The sequence below is a fragment of the Micromonospora sp. NPDC048907 genome (assembly GCF_055586885.1).
Map to the genome: position 1 here is coordinate 232,610 of NZ_JBVJHI010000008.1, position 15,679 is coordinate 248,288.

Genomic DNA, 15,679 nt, shown 5'->3' on the forward strand with positions numbered 1-15,679 from the left:
AGGGCGCCACGCGGAGTGGCACAGGGCGGCGGAGCGGGTGGCGGTCAACGCCGTGCACCGTCCGCAGCGGTCAGCGCGCCCGCCCCGGCGAACTCCGGTGCGGTGGCGACGCCCTCCGCGCTGATCCCCTCGCGGAGCAGCACCGTCCGGGCGGTGGCGGCCAGGATGGACAGGTCCAGCCGCAAGCAGCGGTGGTCGACGTACCAGACGTCGTACTCGAACTTCTCCTCCCAGCTCAGGGCGTTGCGGCCGCGTACCTGGGCAAGGCCGGTTATGCCCGGGCGCACTTCGTGACGCCGCGCCTGCCGCTCGGTGTAACGGGACAGGTAGTGGTCGAGCAGCGGGCGGGGGCCCACCAGACTCATGTCGCCGCGCAGGACGTTCACCAGTGACGGCAACTCGTCGAGGCTGGTGGCCCGCAGCCAGCGGCCCAGCCGGGTCAGCCGATCGGCGTCGGAGAGCAGTCCCCGGACCGGGTCGGGCGCGCGCATGGTGCGGAATTTGAGCAGCAGGAACGGGCGTCCGGCGAGCCCTGCTCGACACTGCCGGAACAGCACCGGACGGCCGTGTGTCACCAGCACAAGCAGCGCCAGCACCGCCATCAGCGGAGCGGTCAGGATCAGCAGCAACGCCGCGCCGGCCACGTCGATGGCCCGCTTGAGGCGGTCCCGCCGGAGCTGTTCAGCCGGGTGTGCCGGCGGGGGGACCGTTCTCTCCGGAAGCAGCACGTCGGACCTCGCAAAGGTTTCATTCCATGACACAAAGGTTGTTACACCCATAAGAGGAGCGGTCTGCCTGGTTTCACGTTTTCAGGCGAATACCTCCCTTGATCCAACGCCTTGCCCCCTCGGGAGACACGGCTGAGGCGCTCGGAGCGGCAGTAGAGTGCGGAACGCTCATTCGAAAGGGGCTGCTGTGTTGCATCTGCGGGTGATCGCGCCCACTGATCGGTCTGCGGCCGTCGTCGACCTGCTGGCGGCAGAACCGGGCGTCACCCACCTCGTGGTACTGGCCGGGGCTGCCCGCCAGCCGGCCGGCGACTACGTCACCTGCGACGTGGTGCGGGAGAGCGCCGACGGCGTGTTGCGCCGGCTGCAGGAGTTGGGCGTCGAGGCGCACGGGGCGATCGCCGCGGACGACGTCGAGCTGACCCTGTCCGCGGCGGCGGACAAGGCCGCGGAGGACGCCCCCGGGCACGGTGAGGACGCCGTGGTCTGGGACGAGATCGCCGCGAAGACCGGGGAGCAGACGGTGCTCACCGGCACCTTCCTCGCGCTGATCGTCGTCGCCACCATGATCGCCGGTATCGGCGTGCTGCTCGACCAGCCCATCCTGATCGTCGGCGCCATGGTGGTCGGCCCGGAGTTCGGCCCGCTGGCCGCGCTGTGCGTGGCGCTGCTGCGCCGGCAGCCGCGCGTCATCGGCCGGTCGGTGCAGGCGCTGGTGGTCGGCTTCCTCGCCGCCATGCTGGCCACCGTGCTGAGCACCTAAGCACTCACCGCTACCGGGCTGGTCAGCCGGGACATGCTGCTGGCCGACCGGCCGCTCACCGACTTCATCTGGCGTCCGGACGCGCTCTCCTGGGTGGTCGGCCTGCTCGCCGGGGTCGCCGGCATGCTCTCGCTGACCTCGAAGAAGTCCGGCTCCCTGGTCGGCGTGCTGATCTCGGTGACCACCGTGCCGGCGGCGGCCAACGTGGCGGTCGCGGCGGCCTACGGGGTCTGGCACGAGGCGGCCGGCTCAGCCCTCCAACTCGTCATCAACCTGGCCGCCATCGTGCTGGCCGGCCTGCTCACCCTGGTCGTGCAGCTCTGCTGGTGGCGGCGGGTGCAGCGGCGGTCGGCGCGGGACGTGCCGCGGCAGCGGACCGATCGGCCGGCGCGGGTCAGCGCCAGTCGTCGCCCGCCTCGAGACGCAGGTTGAGCAGCGTCGCCAGGGGCACCGACTCGCCGTCCCGGCCGCCCCGCCCCACCACCAGCGGCGCCGGGGCGGGCTCGGGATCGGCCCCGAACAGCCGCGACCGCAGGCTGGGCGGCACGGTGAGCAGGTAGAAGCGGCCCTCGGTGTCCACCGCCCGGCTGTGCGCCCGATCCACGTACCAGCCGGTGATCCGGGTCCGGTAGCGGCCCCGCCCGTCGTAGCCGGCCGCCGTCAGCCGCTCGGTGCGCAGCCCCCGCCGCAGCGCCTCGGCGGCGAACCGGGCCACCAGCTGCGCGGCCTGCTCCTGCTCGGCGGCGCGCTGCCGGGCGTCGGCCGCCGCGTGGGCCCGCACCGCGTGCCGCTGCCGCTCCCGCCAGTCCAGACCGTCGTCCCCACCCACGCCCGCGAGGGTACGCGCCCCGCCTCGCCCCGCCGCGTCAGCTCGACAGCACCCCCGACACCTCGGGCCGGGCCGGCGCGTCCGCCGTCGCCTCGGCACCCCGGCTGGACCGCGCCTCAGCCTCGGTGCGGGCACCGGCACGACGGCCGCCTCTCCGGATCTTGGACAGTTGCCGTCGGCCTCGAACGGCAACTGTCCAAGATTGAACGGCGCGCCGACCGCCCGGTTCAGCTCGGGGCGGGTGCGCTGCCGAGCCGAGTCGTTCGCGCTGTCAGCTCGGCAGCGCAGCGCGGCCCTCAGGCCAGACCGGCGCGGCGCAGCGCGTCCGCCATGGCACTGTTCTCCGGCGCCGGAGCCCCTGCGCCGCGCCCCGGCCGCTGCTGCGGCCCGCCACGAGAGCCGCCCCGGTCACCGCGCGGACCGCCGCCGCCCTGGCCGCCGGCGCCCTGGCCGCCCCGCGGACCGCCGCCGCCCTGGCCACCGGCGCCCTGGGCACCGGCGCCCCGGTCACCGCGCGGACCGCCACCGCCCTGTCCACGGCCCCCCTGACCCTCGCCGCGCGGACCGCCCCGATCGTCACGACCGCCGCGCGACCCGCCGCGGTCACGGCGGCCGTCGCCGCCCTGCGGGCGTCCGGCCGGCGCCTCGTCCTCCAGCCGCAGCGTCAGCGAGATCCGCTTGCGGGGCACGTCGACGTCGAGCACCCGGACCCGGACCACGTCGCCGGACTTCACCACGTCGCGCGGGTCCTTGACGAAGGTGTGCGACAGGGCCGAGACGTGTACCAGGCCGTCCTGGTGCACGCCGACGTCGACGAACGCGCCGAACGCGGCCACGTTGGTGACCACGCCCTCCAGCACCATGCCCGGGGTGAGGTCGCTGATCTTCTCCACCCCCTCGGCGAAGGTGGCGGTGCGGAACTCCGGCCGCGGGTCGCGGCCGGGCTTCTCCAGCTCGGCGAGGATGTCGGTGACGGTGGGCAGGCCGAAGGTGTCGTCGACGAACTCGGTCGCCCGGAGCCCGCGCAGGATGGCCGACTTCCCGATCAGCGCGCGCAGGTCCTGGCCGGTGTGGGCGAGGATCCGGCGCACCACCGGGTACGCCTCGGGGTGCACGCTGGAGGAGTCGAGCGGGTCGTCGCCGCCCGGGATGCGCAGGAAGCCGGCACACTGCTCGAACGCCTTCGGTCCGAGCCGGGGCACCTTCCGCAGCTCGCCACGGGTGCGGAACGGCCCGTTGGCGTCGCGGTGCAGCACGATGTTCTCGGCCAGCCCGGCGCCGATGCCGGAGACCCGGGTGAGCAGCGGGGCGGAGGCGGTGTTGACGTCGACGCCGACCGCGTTGACGCAGTCCTCGACGACCGCGTCGAGGGAGCGGGACAGCTTCACCTCGGACAGGTCGTGCTGGTACTGCCCGACGCCGATCGACCGCGGGTCGATCTTCACCAGTTCGGCGAGGGGGTCCTGGAGGCGGCGGGCGATGGAGACCGCGCCGCGCAGCGAGACGTCGAGCCCGGGCAGCTCCTGGGAGGCGTACGCGGAGGCGGAGTAGACCGACGCGCCGGCCTCGGAGACCACCACCTTGGTCAGCTTCAGCTCCGGGTGCCGCTTGATCAGGTCAGCGGCGAGCTTGTCGGTCTCCCGGCTGGCGGTGCCGTTGCCGATGGCGACCAGCTCGACGCCGTGCGCGGCGGCCAGGGTCGCCAGCGTGTGCACGGAGGCGTCCCACTGCCGGCGCGGCTCGTGCGGGTAGATGGTGTCCGTGGCGACCACCTTGCCGGTGGCGTCCACCACGGCCACCTTCACGCCGGTGCGCAGGCCCGGGTCGAGGCCCATGGTGGGGCGCGCGCCGGCCGGCGCGGCCAGCAGCAGGTCGCGCAGGTTGGTGGCGAAGACCCGGACGGCCTCCTCCTCGGCCGCCTGCCAGAGCCGCAGCCGCAGGTCGGCGCCGAGGTGGACGAGGATCCGGGTACGCCAGGCCCAGCGCACCGTGTCGGTGAGCCAGCGGTCGGCGGGCCGCCCCTGGTCGCTGACCCCGAACCGGCCGGCGATGGCCGCCTCGTAGCGGGTGGGGCCGGTGACCACGGCGTCGGAGTCGCCGTCGGCCTCCGGGTCCATGGTCAGGTCGAGCACGCCCTCCTTCTCGCCGCGGAACATGGCGAGGATCCGGTGCGAGGGAAGCTTCGTGTACGGCTCGGCGAAGTCGAAGTAGTCGGCGAACTTGGCGCCGGCCGTCTCCTGGCCCTCGCGTACCCGGGAGACCAGCCGGCCCCGCGACCACATCTGCTCCCGCAGCGTGCCGATGAGGTCGGCGTCCTCGGCGAACCGCTCGATGAGGATGGCCCGCGCGCCGTCGAGCGCGGCGGCGGCGTCGGCCACCCCCCGGTCGACGTCGACGAAGTCGGCGGCCGTGGCGCGGGGGTCCCGGGTCGGGTCGGCCAGCAGCGTGTCGGCGAGGGGCTCCAGCCCGGCCTCCCGGGCGATCTGCGCCCGGGTCCGCCGCTTCGGCTTGTAGGGCAGGTAGATGTCCTCCAGCCGGGACTTCGAGTCGGCCGCCATGATCTGCGCTTCCAGCGCCTCGTCGAGCTTGCCCTGCCCGCGGATCGACTCCAGCACCGCGGCCCGGCGCTCGTCCAGCTCCCGCAGGTAGCGCAGCCGCTCCTCCAGGGTGCGCAGTTGCGCGTCGTCGAGCAGGCCGGTGGCCTCCTTGCGGTAGCGGGCGATGAACGGCACGGTGGCGCCGCCGTCGAGCAGCTCGACGGCCGCCCGCACCTGGCGTTCGGCGACGCCGAGTTCCTCGGCGATCCGCTGGTGCACAGACTGGGTCACGATCTGATCCGCCTTCTCGGGTGGGTTCGGCAGTCATTGTGCCGGTCGGGTCGCCGCCGGCCGCGCGGCACCCGCCCGGACCCATCCGTCACGCCAGCCCCAGCAGCTGACCGGCGCATCGCGACCCCGTGCGCCCTGCGCTAGCGTGGCGATCATGGAACAACCTGCGGATCCGCGGGCCCGGCGGCTCTTCGGCGGCAGCGCCCGGGCGCTCGGCGACCTGGCGGCCAGCCCGTTCCGGGCCGACCGGGACCGCATCGTGGGGTCACCCTTCTTCGCCCGCCTGAACGGGGTGACCCAGGTGATCAGCCCGGGCGGGTCGGGACTGCTCGTGCACAACCGGCTCACCCACAGCCTCAAGGTGGCGCAGGTGGCCCGGGCGGTCGCCGAGCGGCTGACCGCCGACCCGGCGCACCGCGACCTGCTGGAGAAGCTGGGCGGCTGCGACCCGGACGTGGTGGAGGCCGCCGCGCTCGCCCACGACCTCGGGCACCCGCCGTTCGGCCACCTGGGGGAGCGGGTGCTGGACCGGCTGGCCCGGCAGCGGCTGGGGCTGGCCGACGGCTTCGAGGGCAACGCCCAGTCGTACCGGATCGTCACCAGCACCGAGATCCGCGGCGCGGCGACCACCGGCCTGGACCTGACCGCGGCGGTCCGGGCGGCGATGCTGAAGTACCCGTGGACCCGGCTGGACCACCCGGACCCGCACCCGCGGCACCTGGACCCGGCCCCGCGCGGCGCGGCCGGCCCGCCCGACGACCCGGAGAGCGGGTCGGTGAAGTTCGGCGCGTACCGGACGGAGCTGGACGACCTGCGGCAGGCCCGGGAGCCGTTCGCCGGCCGGATCCCGGACTGGCAGCAGACGCCCGAGGCGTCGATCATGGACACCGCCGACGACATCGCGTACGCCATCCACGACGTGGAGGACTTCTACCGGGTCGGTGTGCTCCAGCAGGGCGCGGTGGCCGCCGAGCTGTCGGCCTGGCAGCGCGAGTGCGGGCACTTCCGGGCGATCACCTCCTCGGCCCTGGACGCGGCGGGCCGGCGGCCGGGTGCGGCCATCGAACGGCTGCGCCGCCAGTTGCACCGCAAGGACGCCTGGATCGCCGACGACGAGGCGTTCGCCGCCGCCGTCGAGCACGTCCGCGAGGAGCTGGTGGAGGGGCTGCTGGCGCTGCCGTTCGACGGCTCGATCGAGGCCGAGCAGTACGTGGCCCGGTTCTCCGCCCGCTGGTCCACCCGGTTCGTCGACGCCATCACGGTGACCCCGGAGCCGGACGTCCGGTCCGGGTACGTGCTGCTGGCCAAGCCGCAGTGGCACGAGGTGCAGGTGCTCAAGTTCGTGCACCACCGGTTCGTGCTGGCCCGCCCGGACCTGGCCCTGCACCAGCGGGGCCAGGCGCGGCTGCTCGGCACGCTGGTGGAGGCGCTGTGGGAGTGGCTGCTCGACCCGGAGGAGGAGTCCCGGCTGCCCCGCCGGCTGCACGACCTGGTCGAGCTGGCCGAGGCGGAGCTGCACCCGCGCACGCCGGACCGGATCGGCCGGGCCCGGGGGCGGGCGATCGTCGACTTCGTCGCGCAGCTCACCGACGGGCAGGCGGTGGCGATGCTGGACGCGCTCTCCGGCCGCTCCGGCGCCCTCTGGACGGACGCCTTCGTGCTCTGAGGCGGGGGCTCAGGCGACCGCCTGCCACCAGCCGTCCACCGCGGGCGGCTCGTCCACCACCACCCGCTCGCCGGGCCGGGGCACGGCCAGCCGGACGTCCCGGGCCTTCGCCTCGGCCCAGAGCCGGTCCACCGGCTCGGACCAGTCGTGCAGGGCCAGGTTGAAGGTGGCCCAGTGCACCGGGACGAACAGCCCGCCGCGCAGGTCGAGGTGGGCGGCGACGGCCTCCTCGGGGAACATGTGGATGGTCGGCCAGGCCCGGTCGTACGCGCCGATCTGCATGAGCGTCACGTCGAAGGGGCCGTGCTCGGCGCCGATCTCGGCGTAGCCGTCGAAGTAGCCGGAGTCGCCGGTGTAGAAGACCTTGCGCTGCGCGCCGGCCACCACCCAGGAGCTCCAGAGCGTGCCGTCGCGGCGCAGGCCCCGCCCGGAGAAGTGCTGGGCGGCGGTGGCGGTGAGGGTGAGCCCGCCGACGCGGTGGCTCTCCGACCAGTCCAGCTCGACGATCCGGTCCTCCGGCACGCCCCACCGGTCCAGGTGGGCGCCGACGCCGAGCGGTACCAGGAACGGCGCGGACTGGTGGGCGAGCAGCCCGCGGACGGTCGCCAGGTCGAGGTGGTCGTAGTGGTCGTGCGAGATGAGGATGGCGTCGAGCCGCGGCAGCTCCTCCAGGCGGACCGGCGGCTCGTGGATGCGGCGCGGGCCGACCAGCGCCGACGGGGAGCAGCGGTCGCTCCAGACCGGGTCGAGCAGCACCCGGTGCCCCTCGATCTCGACAAGCGTGGAGGCGTGGCCGTACCAGACGATGTTCAGCTCGCGGGCCGGGTCGGCCGGCGTCGGGTCGGCCGGGCGCAGCACCGGCACGGCGCTGCCCGGCCGCCGCTTCTGCTTGCCGAAGATCAGCTCCTTGACCAGGTTCCGGCCCGGGTCGGCGACCATGGTGCTGCGGGTGCCCGACGGGTTGTGGAAGGTGCCGTCGCGGAAGCGCGGCGAGCGGGCCGCCCGTTCCGCGCGGGCGCCGGCGAGCCGGCCGCCGAGCTGGGCGGGCACGTCCCGCGCCGCCCAGGCCAGCCCGGCCACCGCGGCCAGCCCCGTCAGCCGCCACAGCCGCCCGCCGACCGCCCGGTCCAGTTCCCGGTCCGCTTCCCGCATGTCCCGTCCCTCCGCCGTGTCCCGCAGTACACGGTAGCCATCCGCCCGCCACCCCGCGCGGGCGACGACGCACCCCGCCGGTGCCCCGGTCAGCGCAGCCGGCGCAGCAGCGCCGAGCCGGCCGCCGCGGTCGCCCCGCCCACCGAGCGGACCGCCCGCGACACGTCGGGCAGCCAGCCGCCCCGGACGCCCTCACCGGCCGGGTTCGGGTCGAAGATGATGCCCGGGTGGGGTGCGATCGGCTGGTTGGTCAGCCCGGCGAGCCGCATGAGCGGCCCCACCAGCACGTCGTACACGCCGGGGAGCACGGTGAACCCGAACCGCATGACGACGTTGAGCCGCCCCACGGACACCTCCCGGCGGGGCCGGTCGACGCAGTCGACCATGGCCCGGGCCACCCGCTCGGGTGTGGTGACCGGCGGCGGCGGGCGACCGACGCGGCCCAGGTAGTTCGCCGCCTGCCGGTAGACCGGCGTGTCGACGCTGCCCGGGTTGACCAGGCAGATCCGCACGCCGGGGGTCTCCCGGGCCTCCTGCTGCAACGCCCGGGCCAGCCCCTGGAGGCCCCATTTGGCCGCCACGTAGCCGCTCATGTAGGGCGCGGTGATGTGCCCGAGGACCGAGCCGGTGAGGACCAGCGTGCCGGCCGAGGCGGCCCGGAAGCGGCGCAGCGCCACCCGGGCCACCTCGCCCGCGGCCAGCAGGTCGGTGCGGACGACCTGGTCGAAGACCTCGGCGGGGGTCTCGTCGAAGCGGCCGTAGGCCATCACGGCGGCGGTGTGCACCCAGGCGTCGATGCCGCCGAACTCGGCCTCCGCCGCGTCGGCCAGCGCGGCCACCGCGCCGGGCGCGGTGACGTCCAGCGGTACGGTCAGCACCTCGGCGCCGGCCGCCCGGCACTCGTCGCGTACCTGGGCCAGGGTGGCGGGGGAGCGGGCCGCGAGGACCAGACGGTCCCCGCGGCCGGCGAACTCCCGGGCCGCCGCCCGGCCGATCCCGCTGGTCGCGCCGGTGATGACCACCGTGCGGCTCACGGTTCGAGCACGACCTTGACGCAGCCGTCCTGCTTCTTCTGGAACATCTCGTACGCCCGCGGCGCCTGCGCCAGCGGCAGCCGGTGGGTCCGCAGGTCCTCGACGCCGAGCGGGTCGTCGTCGCCGGCGAGCAGCGGCATGATCTCGTCTACCCAGCGCTTGACGTGGCACTGGCCCATGCGCAGTTGGACGCCCCGGTCGAACATCTCCATGAGCGGCATGGGGTCCTGCTCGCCGCCGTACACGCCGGAGACCGACACGGTGCCGCCGCGCCGGACCGCCTTGAGGGCGGCGTGCAGCACGACGAGCCGGTCCACGCCGGCCTTGTCGGTCATGGTCTGGGCCAGCTTGTCGGGCAGCAGGCCGGCGGCTGCCTGGGCGACCTTGCCGAGCGGCGCGCCGTGCGCCTCCATGCCCACGGCGTCGATGACCGCGTCGGGGCCGCGCCCGTCGACCAGGTCGATCAGCGCACCGGGCACGTCGTCCAGTTCGCTGACGTCGAGCACCTCGATGCCGTGCCGGCGGGCCATCTCCAGCCGCTCCGGCACCAGGTCGAGCCCGATCACCCGGTCGGCGCCGAGGTGCCGGCCGATGCGGGCGCAGAACTGCCCGACGGGGCCGAGGCCGAACACGGCCAGGGTGCCGCCGCGCGGGGTGTCGGCGTACTTCACGGCCTGCCAGGCGGTGGGCAGGATGTCGGAGAGGTAGAGCCAGCGCTCGTCGGGCCCGGTCTCCGGGATCTTGATCGGGCCGAACTGGGCCTGGGGCACGCGCAGGTACTCGGCCTGCCCGCCCGGGACGGAGCCGTAGAGCGAGGTGTAGCCGAACAGCGCGGCGCCCTTGCCCTGGCTGGTCACCTGGGTGGTCTCGCACTGGGCGTAGAGCTGGCGGTCGCACATCCAGCACGAGCCGCAGGAGATGTTGAACGGGACGACCACGCGGTCGCCGGGCTTGAGCCGGGTCACGCCCGGGCCGACCTCCTCGACGACGCCCATCGGCTCGTGCCCCAGCACGTCGCCGGGGTTGAGGTACGGCCCGAGCACCTCGTACAGGTGCAGGTCCGAGCCGCAGATGGCGGTCGAGGTGACGCGGATGACCGCGTCGGTCGGCTCCTCGATCTTGGGGTCCGGTACGTCCTCGACGCGGACGTCACGCTTGCCGTGCCAGGTCAGTGCCTTCATGCCTGAATGTCCCCTCTCGGTGCCGTCCACCGGACTGCTACCCGCGGGAGAGCTGTTGAACCGGCGGCGGGGCGGCCCGCGTACCCCCGGAAAAGGGCGACCGCCGCGCCCCGGGTGCGGGGCGCGGCGGTCGGGTGGGTCGGACGGCGGGAGGCTCAGGACCCCGGGGTGCCGGCGCGCTTGGCCGTCGCCTTGAGGTAGTCCCGGTTGAGCCGGCCGATGGTGTTCAGCGGGATGCCCTTCGGGCAGGCCGCCGCGCACTCGCCGATGTTGGTGCAGCCGCCGAAGCCGGCCTCGTCGTGCGCGTCCACCATGCCGATCACCCGGGTGTACCGCTCGGGCTGGCCCTGCGGCAGCAGCGAGAGCTGGGTGATCTTGGCGGCGGTGAACAGCATGCCGGAGCCGTTCGGGCAGGCCGCTACGCAGGCGCCGCAGCCGATGCAGGCGGCCGACTCGAAGGCCGCGTCCGCGTTGGCCTTGGCCACCGGCGTGGAGTGCGCCTCCGGGGCGCTGCCGGTCGGCGCGGTGACGTACCCGCCGGCGGCGATGATCTGGTCGAAGGCGCTGCGGTTGACCACGAGGTCCTTGACGACCGGGAAGGCCCGGGCCCGCCACGGCTCGATGTCGATCGTGTCACCGTCGGAGAACTGCCGCATGTGCAGCTGGCAGGCGGTGGTGCCGCGCTGCGGGCCGTGCGCCTCACCGTTGATCATGAGGCTGCACATGCCGCAGATGCCCTCGCGGCAGTCGTGGTCGAACGCGACCGGCTCCTCGCCGTCGAGGATCAGCCGCTCGTTGAGCACGTCGAGCATCTCCAGGAAGGACATGTCCGGGGACACGTCCTGCACCGGGTAGGTCACCATCTGACCCTTGTCCTCGGGGCCCTTCTGGCGCCAGATGCGCAGGGTCAGGTTCACTTGTAGCTCCGCTGCGTGGGGTGGACGTATTCGAAGGTCAGGTCTTCCTTGTGCAGCACGGGCTGACCGGTGCCGGTGTACTCCCAGGCGGCCACGTAGGAGAACCGGTCGTCGTCGCGCTGCGCCTCACCGTCGGGGGTCTGGTGCTCGGCCCGGAAGTGGCCGCCGCAGGACTCCTCGCGGTGCAGGGCGTCGATGCACATGAGCTCGGCCAGCTCGAAGAAGTCGGCCACCCGGCCGGCCTTCTCCAGCGACTGGTTGAGCCCCTCGCCGTCGCCCGGGACGCGGACCCGCTGCCAGAACTCGTCGCGCAGGGCGCGGATCTCGTCGATCGCCTTGCGCAGCCCGGCCTCGGAGCGCTCCATGCCGCAGTGCTCCCACATGATCTGGCCCAGCTCCCGGTGGAACGAGTCCACCGTGCGGTCGCCGTTGATCGCCAGCAGCCGCTGGAGCCGCTCCTCGACCTCGGTCCGCGCCGCCACCGCCTCGGGGTGGCTGGCGTCGACCTTGTCGAGGGGGCCGGAGGCCAGGTAGTTCGCGATGGTGTTCGGCAGCACGAAGTAGCCGTCGGCCAGGCCCTGCATCAGCGCCGAGGCGCCGAGCCGGTTCGCGCCGTGGTCGGAGAAGTTCGCCTCGCCGATCACGAACAGGCCCGGGATGGTCGACTGGAGGTCGTAGTCGACCCAGAGGCCGCCCATCGTGTAGTGCACGGCGGGGTAGATCCGCATCGGGACCTCGTACGGGTCCTCGCCGGTGATCCGCTCGTACATCTCGAAGAGGTTGCCGTACTTCGCCTCGATGGCCTTGCGGCCGAGCCGGTTGATCGCGTCGGCGAAGTCGAGGTAGACGCCGAGCCCGCCCGGGCCGACACCGCGCCCCTCGTCGCAGACGTTCTTGGCGGCGCGGGAGGCGATGTCCCGGGGGACCAGGTTGCCGAAGGAGGGGTAGATCCGCTCCAGGTAGTAGTCCCGCTCGTCCTCGGGGATGTCCTTCGGGCTGCGGGTGTCGCCCTTGGCCTTGGGCACCCACACCCGGCCGTCGTTGCGCAGCGACTCGCTCATCAGCGTCAGCTTCGACTGGTGGTCGCCGGAGACCGGGATGCAGGTCGGGTGGATCTGCGTGTAGCAGGGGTTGGCGAAGTACGCGCCCTTGCGGTGTGCCCGCCAGGAGGCGGTGACGTTGCAGCCCTTGGCGTTGGTGGAGAGGTAGAAGACGTTGCCGTAGCCGCCGGAGGCGAGCACGACCGCGTCGGCCATCTCGGTGCTGATCTCGCCGGTCACCAGGTCGCGGACCACGATGCCGCGGGCCCTGCCGTCGACGACGACCAGTTCGAGCATCTCGTGCCGGGCGTTCATCTCCACGTTGCCCAGGCCGATCTGGCGCTCCAGCGCCTGGTACGCGCCGAGCAGCAGCTGCTGGCCCGTCTGGCCCCGGGCGTAGAAGGTGCGCTGCACCTGCGCGCCGCCGAAGGAGCGGGTGTCGAGCAGGCCGCCGTACTCGCGGGCGAACGGGACGCCCTGGGCGACGCACTGGTCGATGATGTTGACCGAGACCTCGGCCAGCCGGTGCACGTTCGACTCGCGGGAGCGGAAGTCGCCGCCCTTGACGGTGTCGTAGAAGAGCCGGTGCACCGAGTCGCCGTCGTTGCGGTAGTTCTTGGCGGCGTTGATGCCGCCCTGCGCGGCGATGGAGTGGGCCCGGCGCGGGCTGTCCTGGTAGCAGTAGGACTTCACGTGGTAGCCCTGCTCGGCCAGGGTCGCCGCGGCGGAGCCGCCGGCCAGGCCGGTGCCGACCACGATCACGGTCAGCTTCCGCCGGTTGGCCGGGTTGACCAGCTTCATCTCGAACCGGTGGCGGTCCCAGCGGGTCTCGATGGGGCCGTCGGGAGCCTTGGTGTCGGCGATCGGGTCGCCGGTGGTGAAGAGATCCATGTCAGGCCACCAATCCGGTGAGTACGGCGAACGGGACCACGAGGTAGCCGACGCAGAGCGCGACGGCGAGGACGAGGGCCGCGGCGCGCGCCCGGCGCTCGCCCTTCGGGGTCTGCTGGCCGAGGCTGCGGAACGCGCTGAACGCGCCGTGCCGCAGGTGGAAGCCGAGCGTGACGATCGCCAGGGTGTAGAAGAGCGTGACGTACCAGCGGTCCGCCGCGAAGTCCTGGACCACGTTGCCGTAGGGGTTGGCCGGGTCGCCCTGCGGGTTCAGGTGACCGGTCGTCAGGTCCAGGATGTGGTAGATCACGAAGAGCAGGATGATCACACCACCCCAGCGCATCGTGCGGGCCGCGTAGTTCACGTGGATCTTCCTGCGGTGCGCGTACGCCACGGGGCGGGCGGCCCGGGCGCGCATCGCGAGCACGGTGGCCGAGACGATGTGCGCCATCACCGCCACGGTGAGCACGGTGCGCTGGATCCACAGGTACCAGGTCGACGGCAGCAGCGGCGTCCCGATCTCGCGGAGCCAGTGCGCGTAGTGGTCGAACGAGGTCTCGCCCGTGAAGATCTTCAGGTTGCCGAGCATGTGCGCGATCAGGAACAGCACGAGGATGATGCCCGTCACCGCCATGACGGCCTTGAGGCCGACGTTCGAGCGGATGGGCGACCGAGTTTTCGTGATTACCACGCGACCGACGCTAGGAGCAGTTTGATCAGTCGTCCAATGCATCGACCTCGCAGCCTTGATAGCCGTAGGCTATACAGATGCAGCTCCATCAGCTCCGGTACTTCGTCGCGGTCGCAGAAGTACGACATTTCACCCAAGCTGCCGATCTGGTGGGCATCACGCAGCCCTCGTTGAGTAAGCAAATTCACGCCCTCGAGACCGACCTGGGGGCCCCGCTGTTCGAGCGGGTAAGGGGCAACATCGCCCTCACCGCGGCGGGCGAGGTGCTGCTGCCGTTGGCCAAGCGGATCCTCGCCGACGTCGACACCGCCACGCGCGAGGTGCAGGAGCTGGTCGGGCTGCGCCGGGGCCGGGTCCGGCTCGGCGCCACCCCCAGCCTGGCCACCTCGCTGGCGCCCCCGGTGCTGCGCCGGTTCCGCGACGCCCACCCCACCGTCGACCTCAAGGTGGAGGAGGGCGGCTCGCAGGACCTGGTCCGCGACCTGCTCCGCGGCGACCTCGACCTGGCGCTGATCATCATGCCGTCCGCCGGCACCGACCCGGGGCTGCGCGCCGACCCGATCCTGCGCGAGAGCCTCGTCGTCGCCTCGGTCGACCCGCTGCCGGCCGCCTCCGACCGGGGCGAGGTGCGCATCACCGACCTGCGCGACCAGCCGCTGGTGATGTTCCGCCAGGGCTACGACCTGCGCGACGCCACGCTCCAGGCGTGCCGCGCGGCCGGCTTCGAGCCGACCCTCTCGGTGGACGGCGGGGAGCTGGACGCCGTGCTCAGCTTCGTCGAGGCCGGGCTCGGCGCGGCCCTGGTGCCCGGCATCGCGGTCACCCGGCGCCCCGGCATCCGGGTCACCCGGCTCGCCCCGCCCGGCGTCCGCCGGACCATCGCGGTGGCCCGCCGCCGCGACGTGGTGCCCACCCACGCCGGCCGCGAGCTGCGCCGCATCCTCCTGGACTACGTGCACGACGCCACCGCGGCCGACCAGCTCCCGGCGGGGGTCGAGCCGCTCTAGTCAGGCCCGGGATCCACGGCGCGCCGCGGTACGGGTTTGGTCCGGTCGGCCGCGCTTCAGCTGCCCTCCAGGGGCGTGCAGCAACCTCTGACGCACAAGCCCGTTCGATGGGACTGGGCGGTTGTTGGAGGGTGTCGCGAATGGACCAGCACGAATGAACATCAGCCTGTCGAGAATGGCGCTGCTCGGCGCCACGGCCGTCCTCGCCACGGCCGTCCCCCAGGGTGCACCGGCGTGGGCCGCGGACGGCGCCGGGCAGCCGGAAATGCCACCGGCGCTGGCTCCGGTCACCGCCGTCTACGAGACCGTCGCCTGCGATCCCACCGGCCCCACCGCCGCCGACGCGGCGGTGGCCAGCCAGTTGAATCCGCAGCTGACGTCGGACATGCGCAACAACCTGACCGCGTACCGCGTCTCCTGCGCGCGAGAGGTGGTCGAGGCGGTGCGGGAGCGCGGTCTGGCCCAGCGCGCGGGGGTCATCGCGATCGCCACCGTGCTGGTCGAGTCCCGTCTGCAGAACGTCAGCAGGGAGGTGGACCACACCAGCCTCGGCCTGTTCCAGCAGCAGGAGTGGTGGGGGACGCGCGCTCAGCGGCTCGACCCGGCCTACGCCACGAACGCCTTCCTCAACGCCATGCAGCGGGAGTACCCGAACGGCAGCTGGGCGACCGCGCCGATCGGCGAGGTCTGCCAGGCGGTGCAGGTGTCCGCCTACCCCGACAGGTATCAGCCCATGGTGCCGGACGCGCAGCTCATCGTCGGCGCCCTCTGGAACGCGGCGGGCGGCCGCACCGAGGACATTCCGGTGTCGGGGGACTGGAACAACGATGGGGTGGACACGGTGGGGGTGTACCGGGCGTCGACGTCGACGTTCTATCTGCGGGATGTCAACAGTGGGGTGGCGACGCGGGTGTTCAAGTTCGGTAGCGGGTCGTCGGGTGACATCCCGGTG

11 protein-coding genes and 2 pseudogenes are annotated in these 15,679 nt (G+C 73.2%); 4 read left to right on the forward strand and 9 right to left on the reverse strand.

Annotation, left to right across the window (positions count from 1 at the left end; all coding sequences use genetic code 11):
* Positions 1–44 precede the first annotated feature (44 nt).
* Positions 45–728: a sugar transferase gene (locus tag ACZ6PY_RS26285; RefSeq protein ID WP_466076492.1), complete on the reverse strand. Its 684-nt coding sequence runs from the start codon at positions 726–728 to the stop codon at positions 45–47.
* A 352-nt stretch (positions 729–1,080) separates the two neighbouring features.
* Between ACZ6PY_RS26285 and ACZ6PY_RS26290 the strand changes: the two are divergent.
* Positions 1,081–1,923: pseudogene (locus ACZ6PY_RS26290) on the forward strand (DUF389 domain-containing protein).
* Here the strand turns inward: ACZ6PY_RS26290 and ACZ6PY_RS26295 are convergent.
* Positions 1,886–2,320, reverse strand: a complete 435-nt coding sequence (locus ACZ6PY_RS26295) for a hypothetical protein (protein ID WP_466076495.1) — start codon at positions 2,318–2,320, stop codon at positions 1,886–1,888. The pseudogene ACZ6PY_RS26290 and the gene ACZ6PY_RS26295 overlap by 38 nt on opposite strands.
* Before the next feature lie 296 nt (positions 2,321–2,616).
* Entirely contained in the window at positions 2,617–5,148 is a 2,532-nt protein-coding gene (locus tag ACZ6PY_RS26300) for a Tex family protein (protein WP_466076498.1), read from the reverse strand.
* Positions 5,149–5,302: 154 nt separating this feature from the next.
* On the opposite strand from ACZ6PY_RS26300, the gene ACZ6PY_RS26305 reads away from it, so the two are divergent.
* Positions 5,303–6,814 (forward strand): deoxyguanosinetriphosphate triphosphohydrolase family protein, encoded by a 1,512-nt coding sequence (locus ACZ6PY_RS26305; RefSeq protein ID WP_466076501.1) that lies wholly within the window; start codon positions 5,303–5,305, stop codon positions 6,812–6,814.
* 9 nt (positions 6,815–6,823) lie between these two features.
* On the opposite strand, the gene ACZ6PY_RS26310 is transcribed toward ACZ6PY_RS26305, so the two are convergent.
* The 6 genes from ACZ6PY_RS26310 to ACZ6PY_RS26335 form a co-directional block, all read right to left on the reverse strand.
* Positions 6,824–7,966 carry an MBL fold metallo-hydrolase gene (locus ACZ6PY_RS26310; protein WP_466076504.1) on the reverse strand — a complete coding sequence of 381 codons (1,143 nt, stop codon included), beginning with the start codon at positions 7,964–7,966 and terminating at the stop codon, positions 6,824–6,826.
* A gap of 89 nt (positions 7,967–8,055) precedes the next feature.
* Positions 8,056–9,000 carry an SDR family NAD(P)-dependent oxidoreductase gene (locus ACZ6PY_RS26315; RefSeq protein ID WP_466076507.1) on the reverse strand — a complete coding sequence of 315 codons (945 nt, stop codon included), beginning with the start codon at positions 8,998–9,000 and terminating at the stop codon, positions 8,056–8,058.
* A complete protein-coding gene (locus ACZ6PY_RS26320) occupies positions 8,997–10,181 on the reverse strand; it encodes a zinc-dependent alcohol dehydrogenase (RefSeq protein WP_466076509.1) in 1,185 nt (394 codons plus the stop codon). Before ACZ6PY_RS26320 ends, ACZ6PY_RS26315 begins: the two co-directional genes overlap by 4 nt.
* 155 nt (positions 10,182–10,336) lie before the next feature.
* A complete protein-coding gene (locus tag ACZ6PY_RS26325) occupies positions 10,337–11,098 on the reverse strand; it encodes a succinate dehydrogenase/fumarate reductase iron-sulfur subunit (protein WP_466076512.1) in 762 nt (253 codons plus the stop codon).
* Positions 11,095–13,029 carry a fumarate reductase/succinate dehydrogenase flavoprotein subunit gene (locus tag ACZ6PY_RS26330; protein WP_466076515.1) on the reverse strand — a complete coding sequence of 645 codons (1,935 nt, stop codon included), beginning with the start codon at positions 13,027–13,029 and terminating at the stop codon, positions 11,095–11,097. The genes ACZ6PY_RS26325 and ACZ6PY_RS26330 overlap by 4 nt, the downstream gene beginning before the upstream one ends.
* 1 nt (position 13,030) lies before the next feature.
* Complete coding sequence (locus tag ACZ6PY_RS26335; protein WP_466076528.1) at positions 13,031–13,714, reverse strand: succinate dehydrogenase cytochrome b subunit; 684 nt, start codon at positions 13,712–13,714, stop codon at positions 13,031–13,033.
* A 77-nt stretch (positions 13,715–13,791) separates the two neighbouring features.
* Here ACZ6PY_RS26335 and ACZ6PY_RS26340 point away from each other — a divergent pair, with 77 nt between their 5' ends.
* Positions 13,792–14,727, forward strand: coding sequence for a LysR family transcriptional regulator (locus tag ACZ6PY_RS26340; RefSeq protein WP_466076531.1), 936 nt, complete (start codon positions 13,792–13,794; stop codon positions 14,725–14,727).
* Positions 14,728–14,902: 175 nt separating this feature from the next.
* A pseudogene (locus ACZ6PY_RS26345) lies at positions 14,903–15,679 on the forward strand (hypothetical protein); the annotation flags it as partial.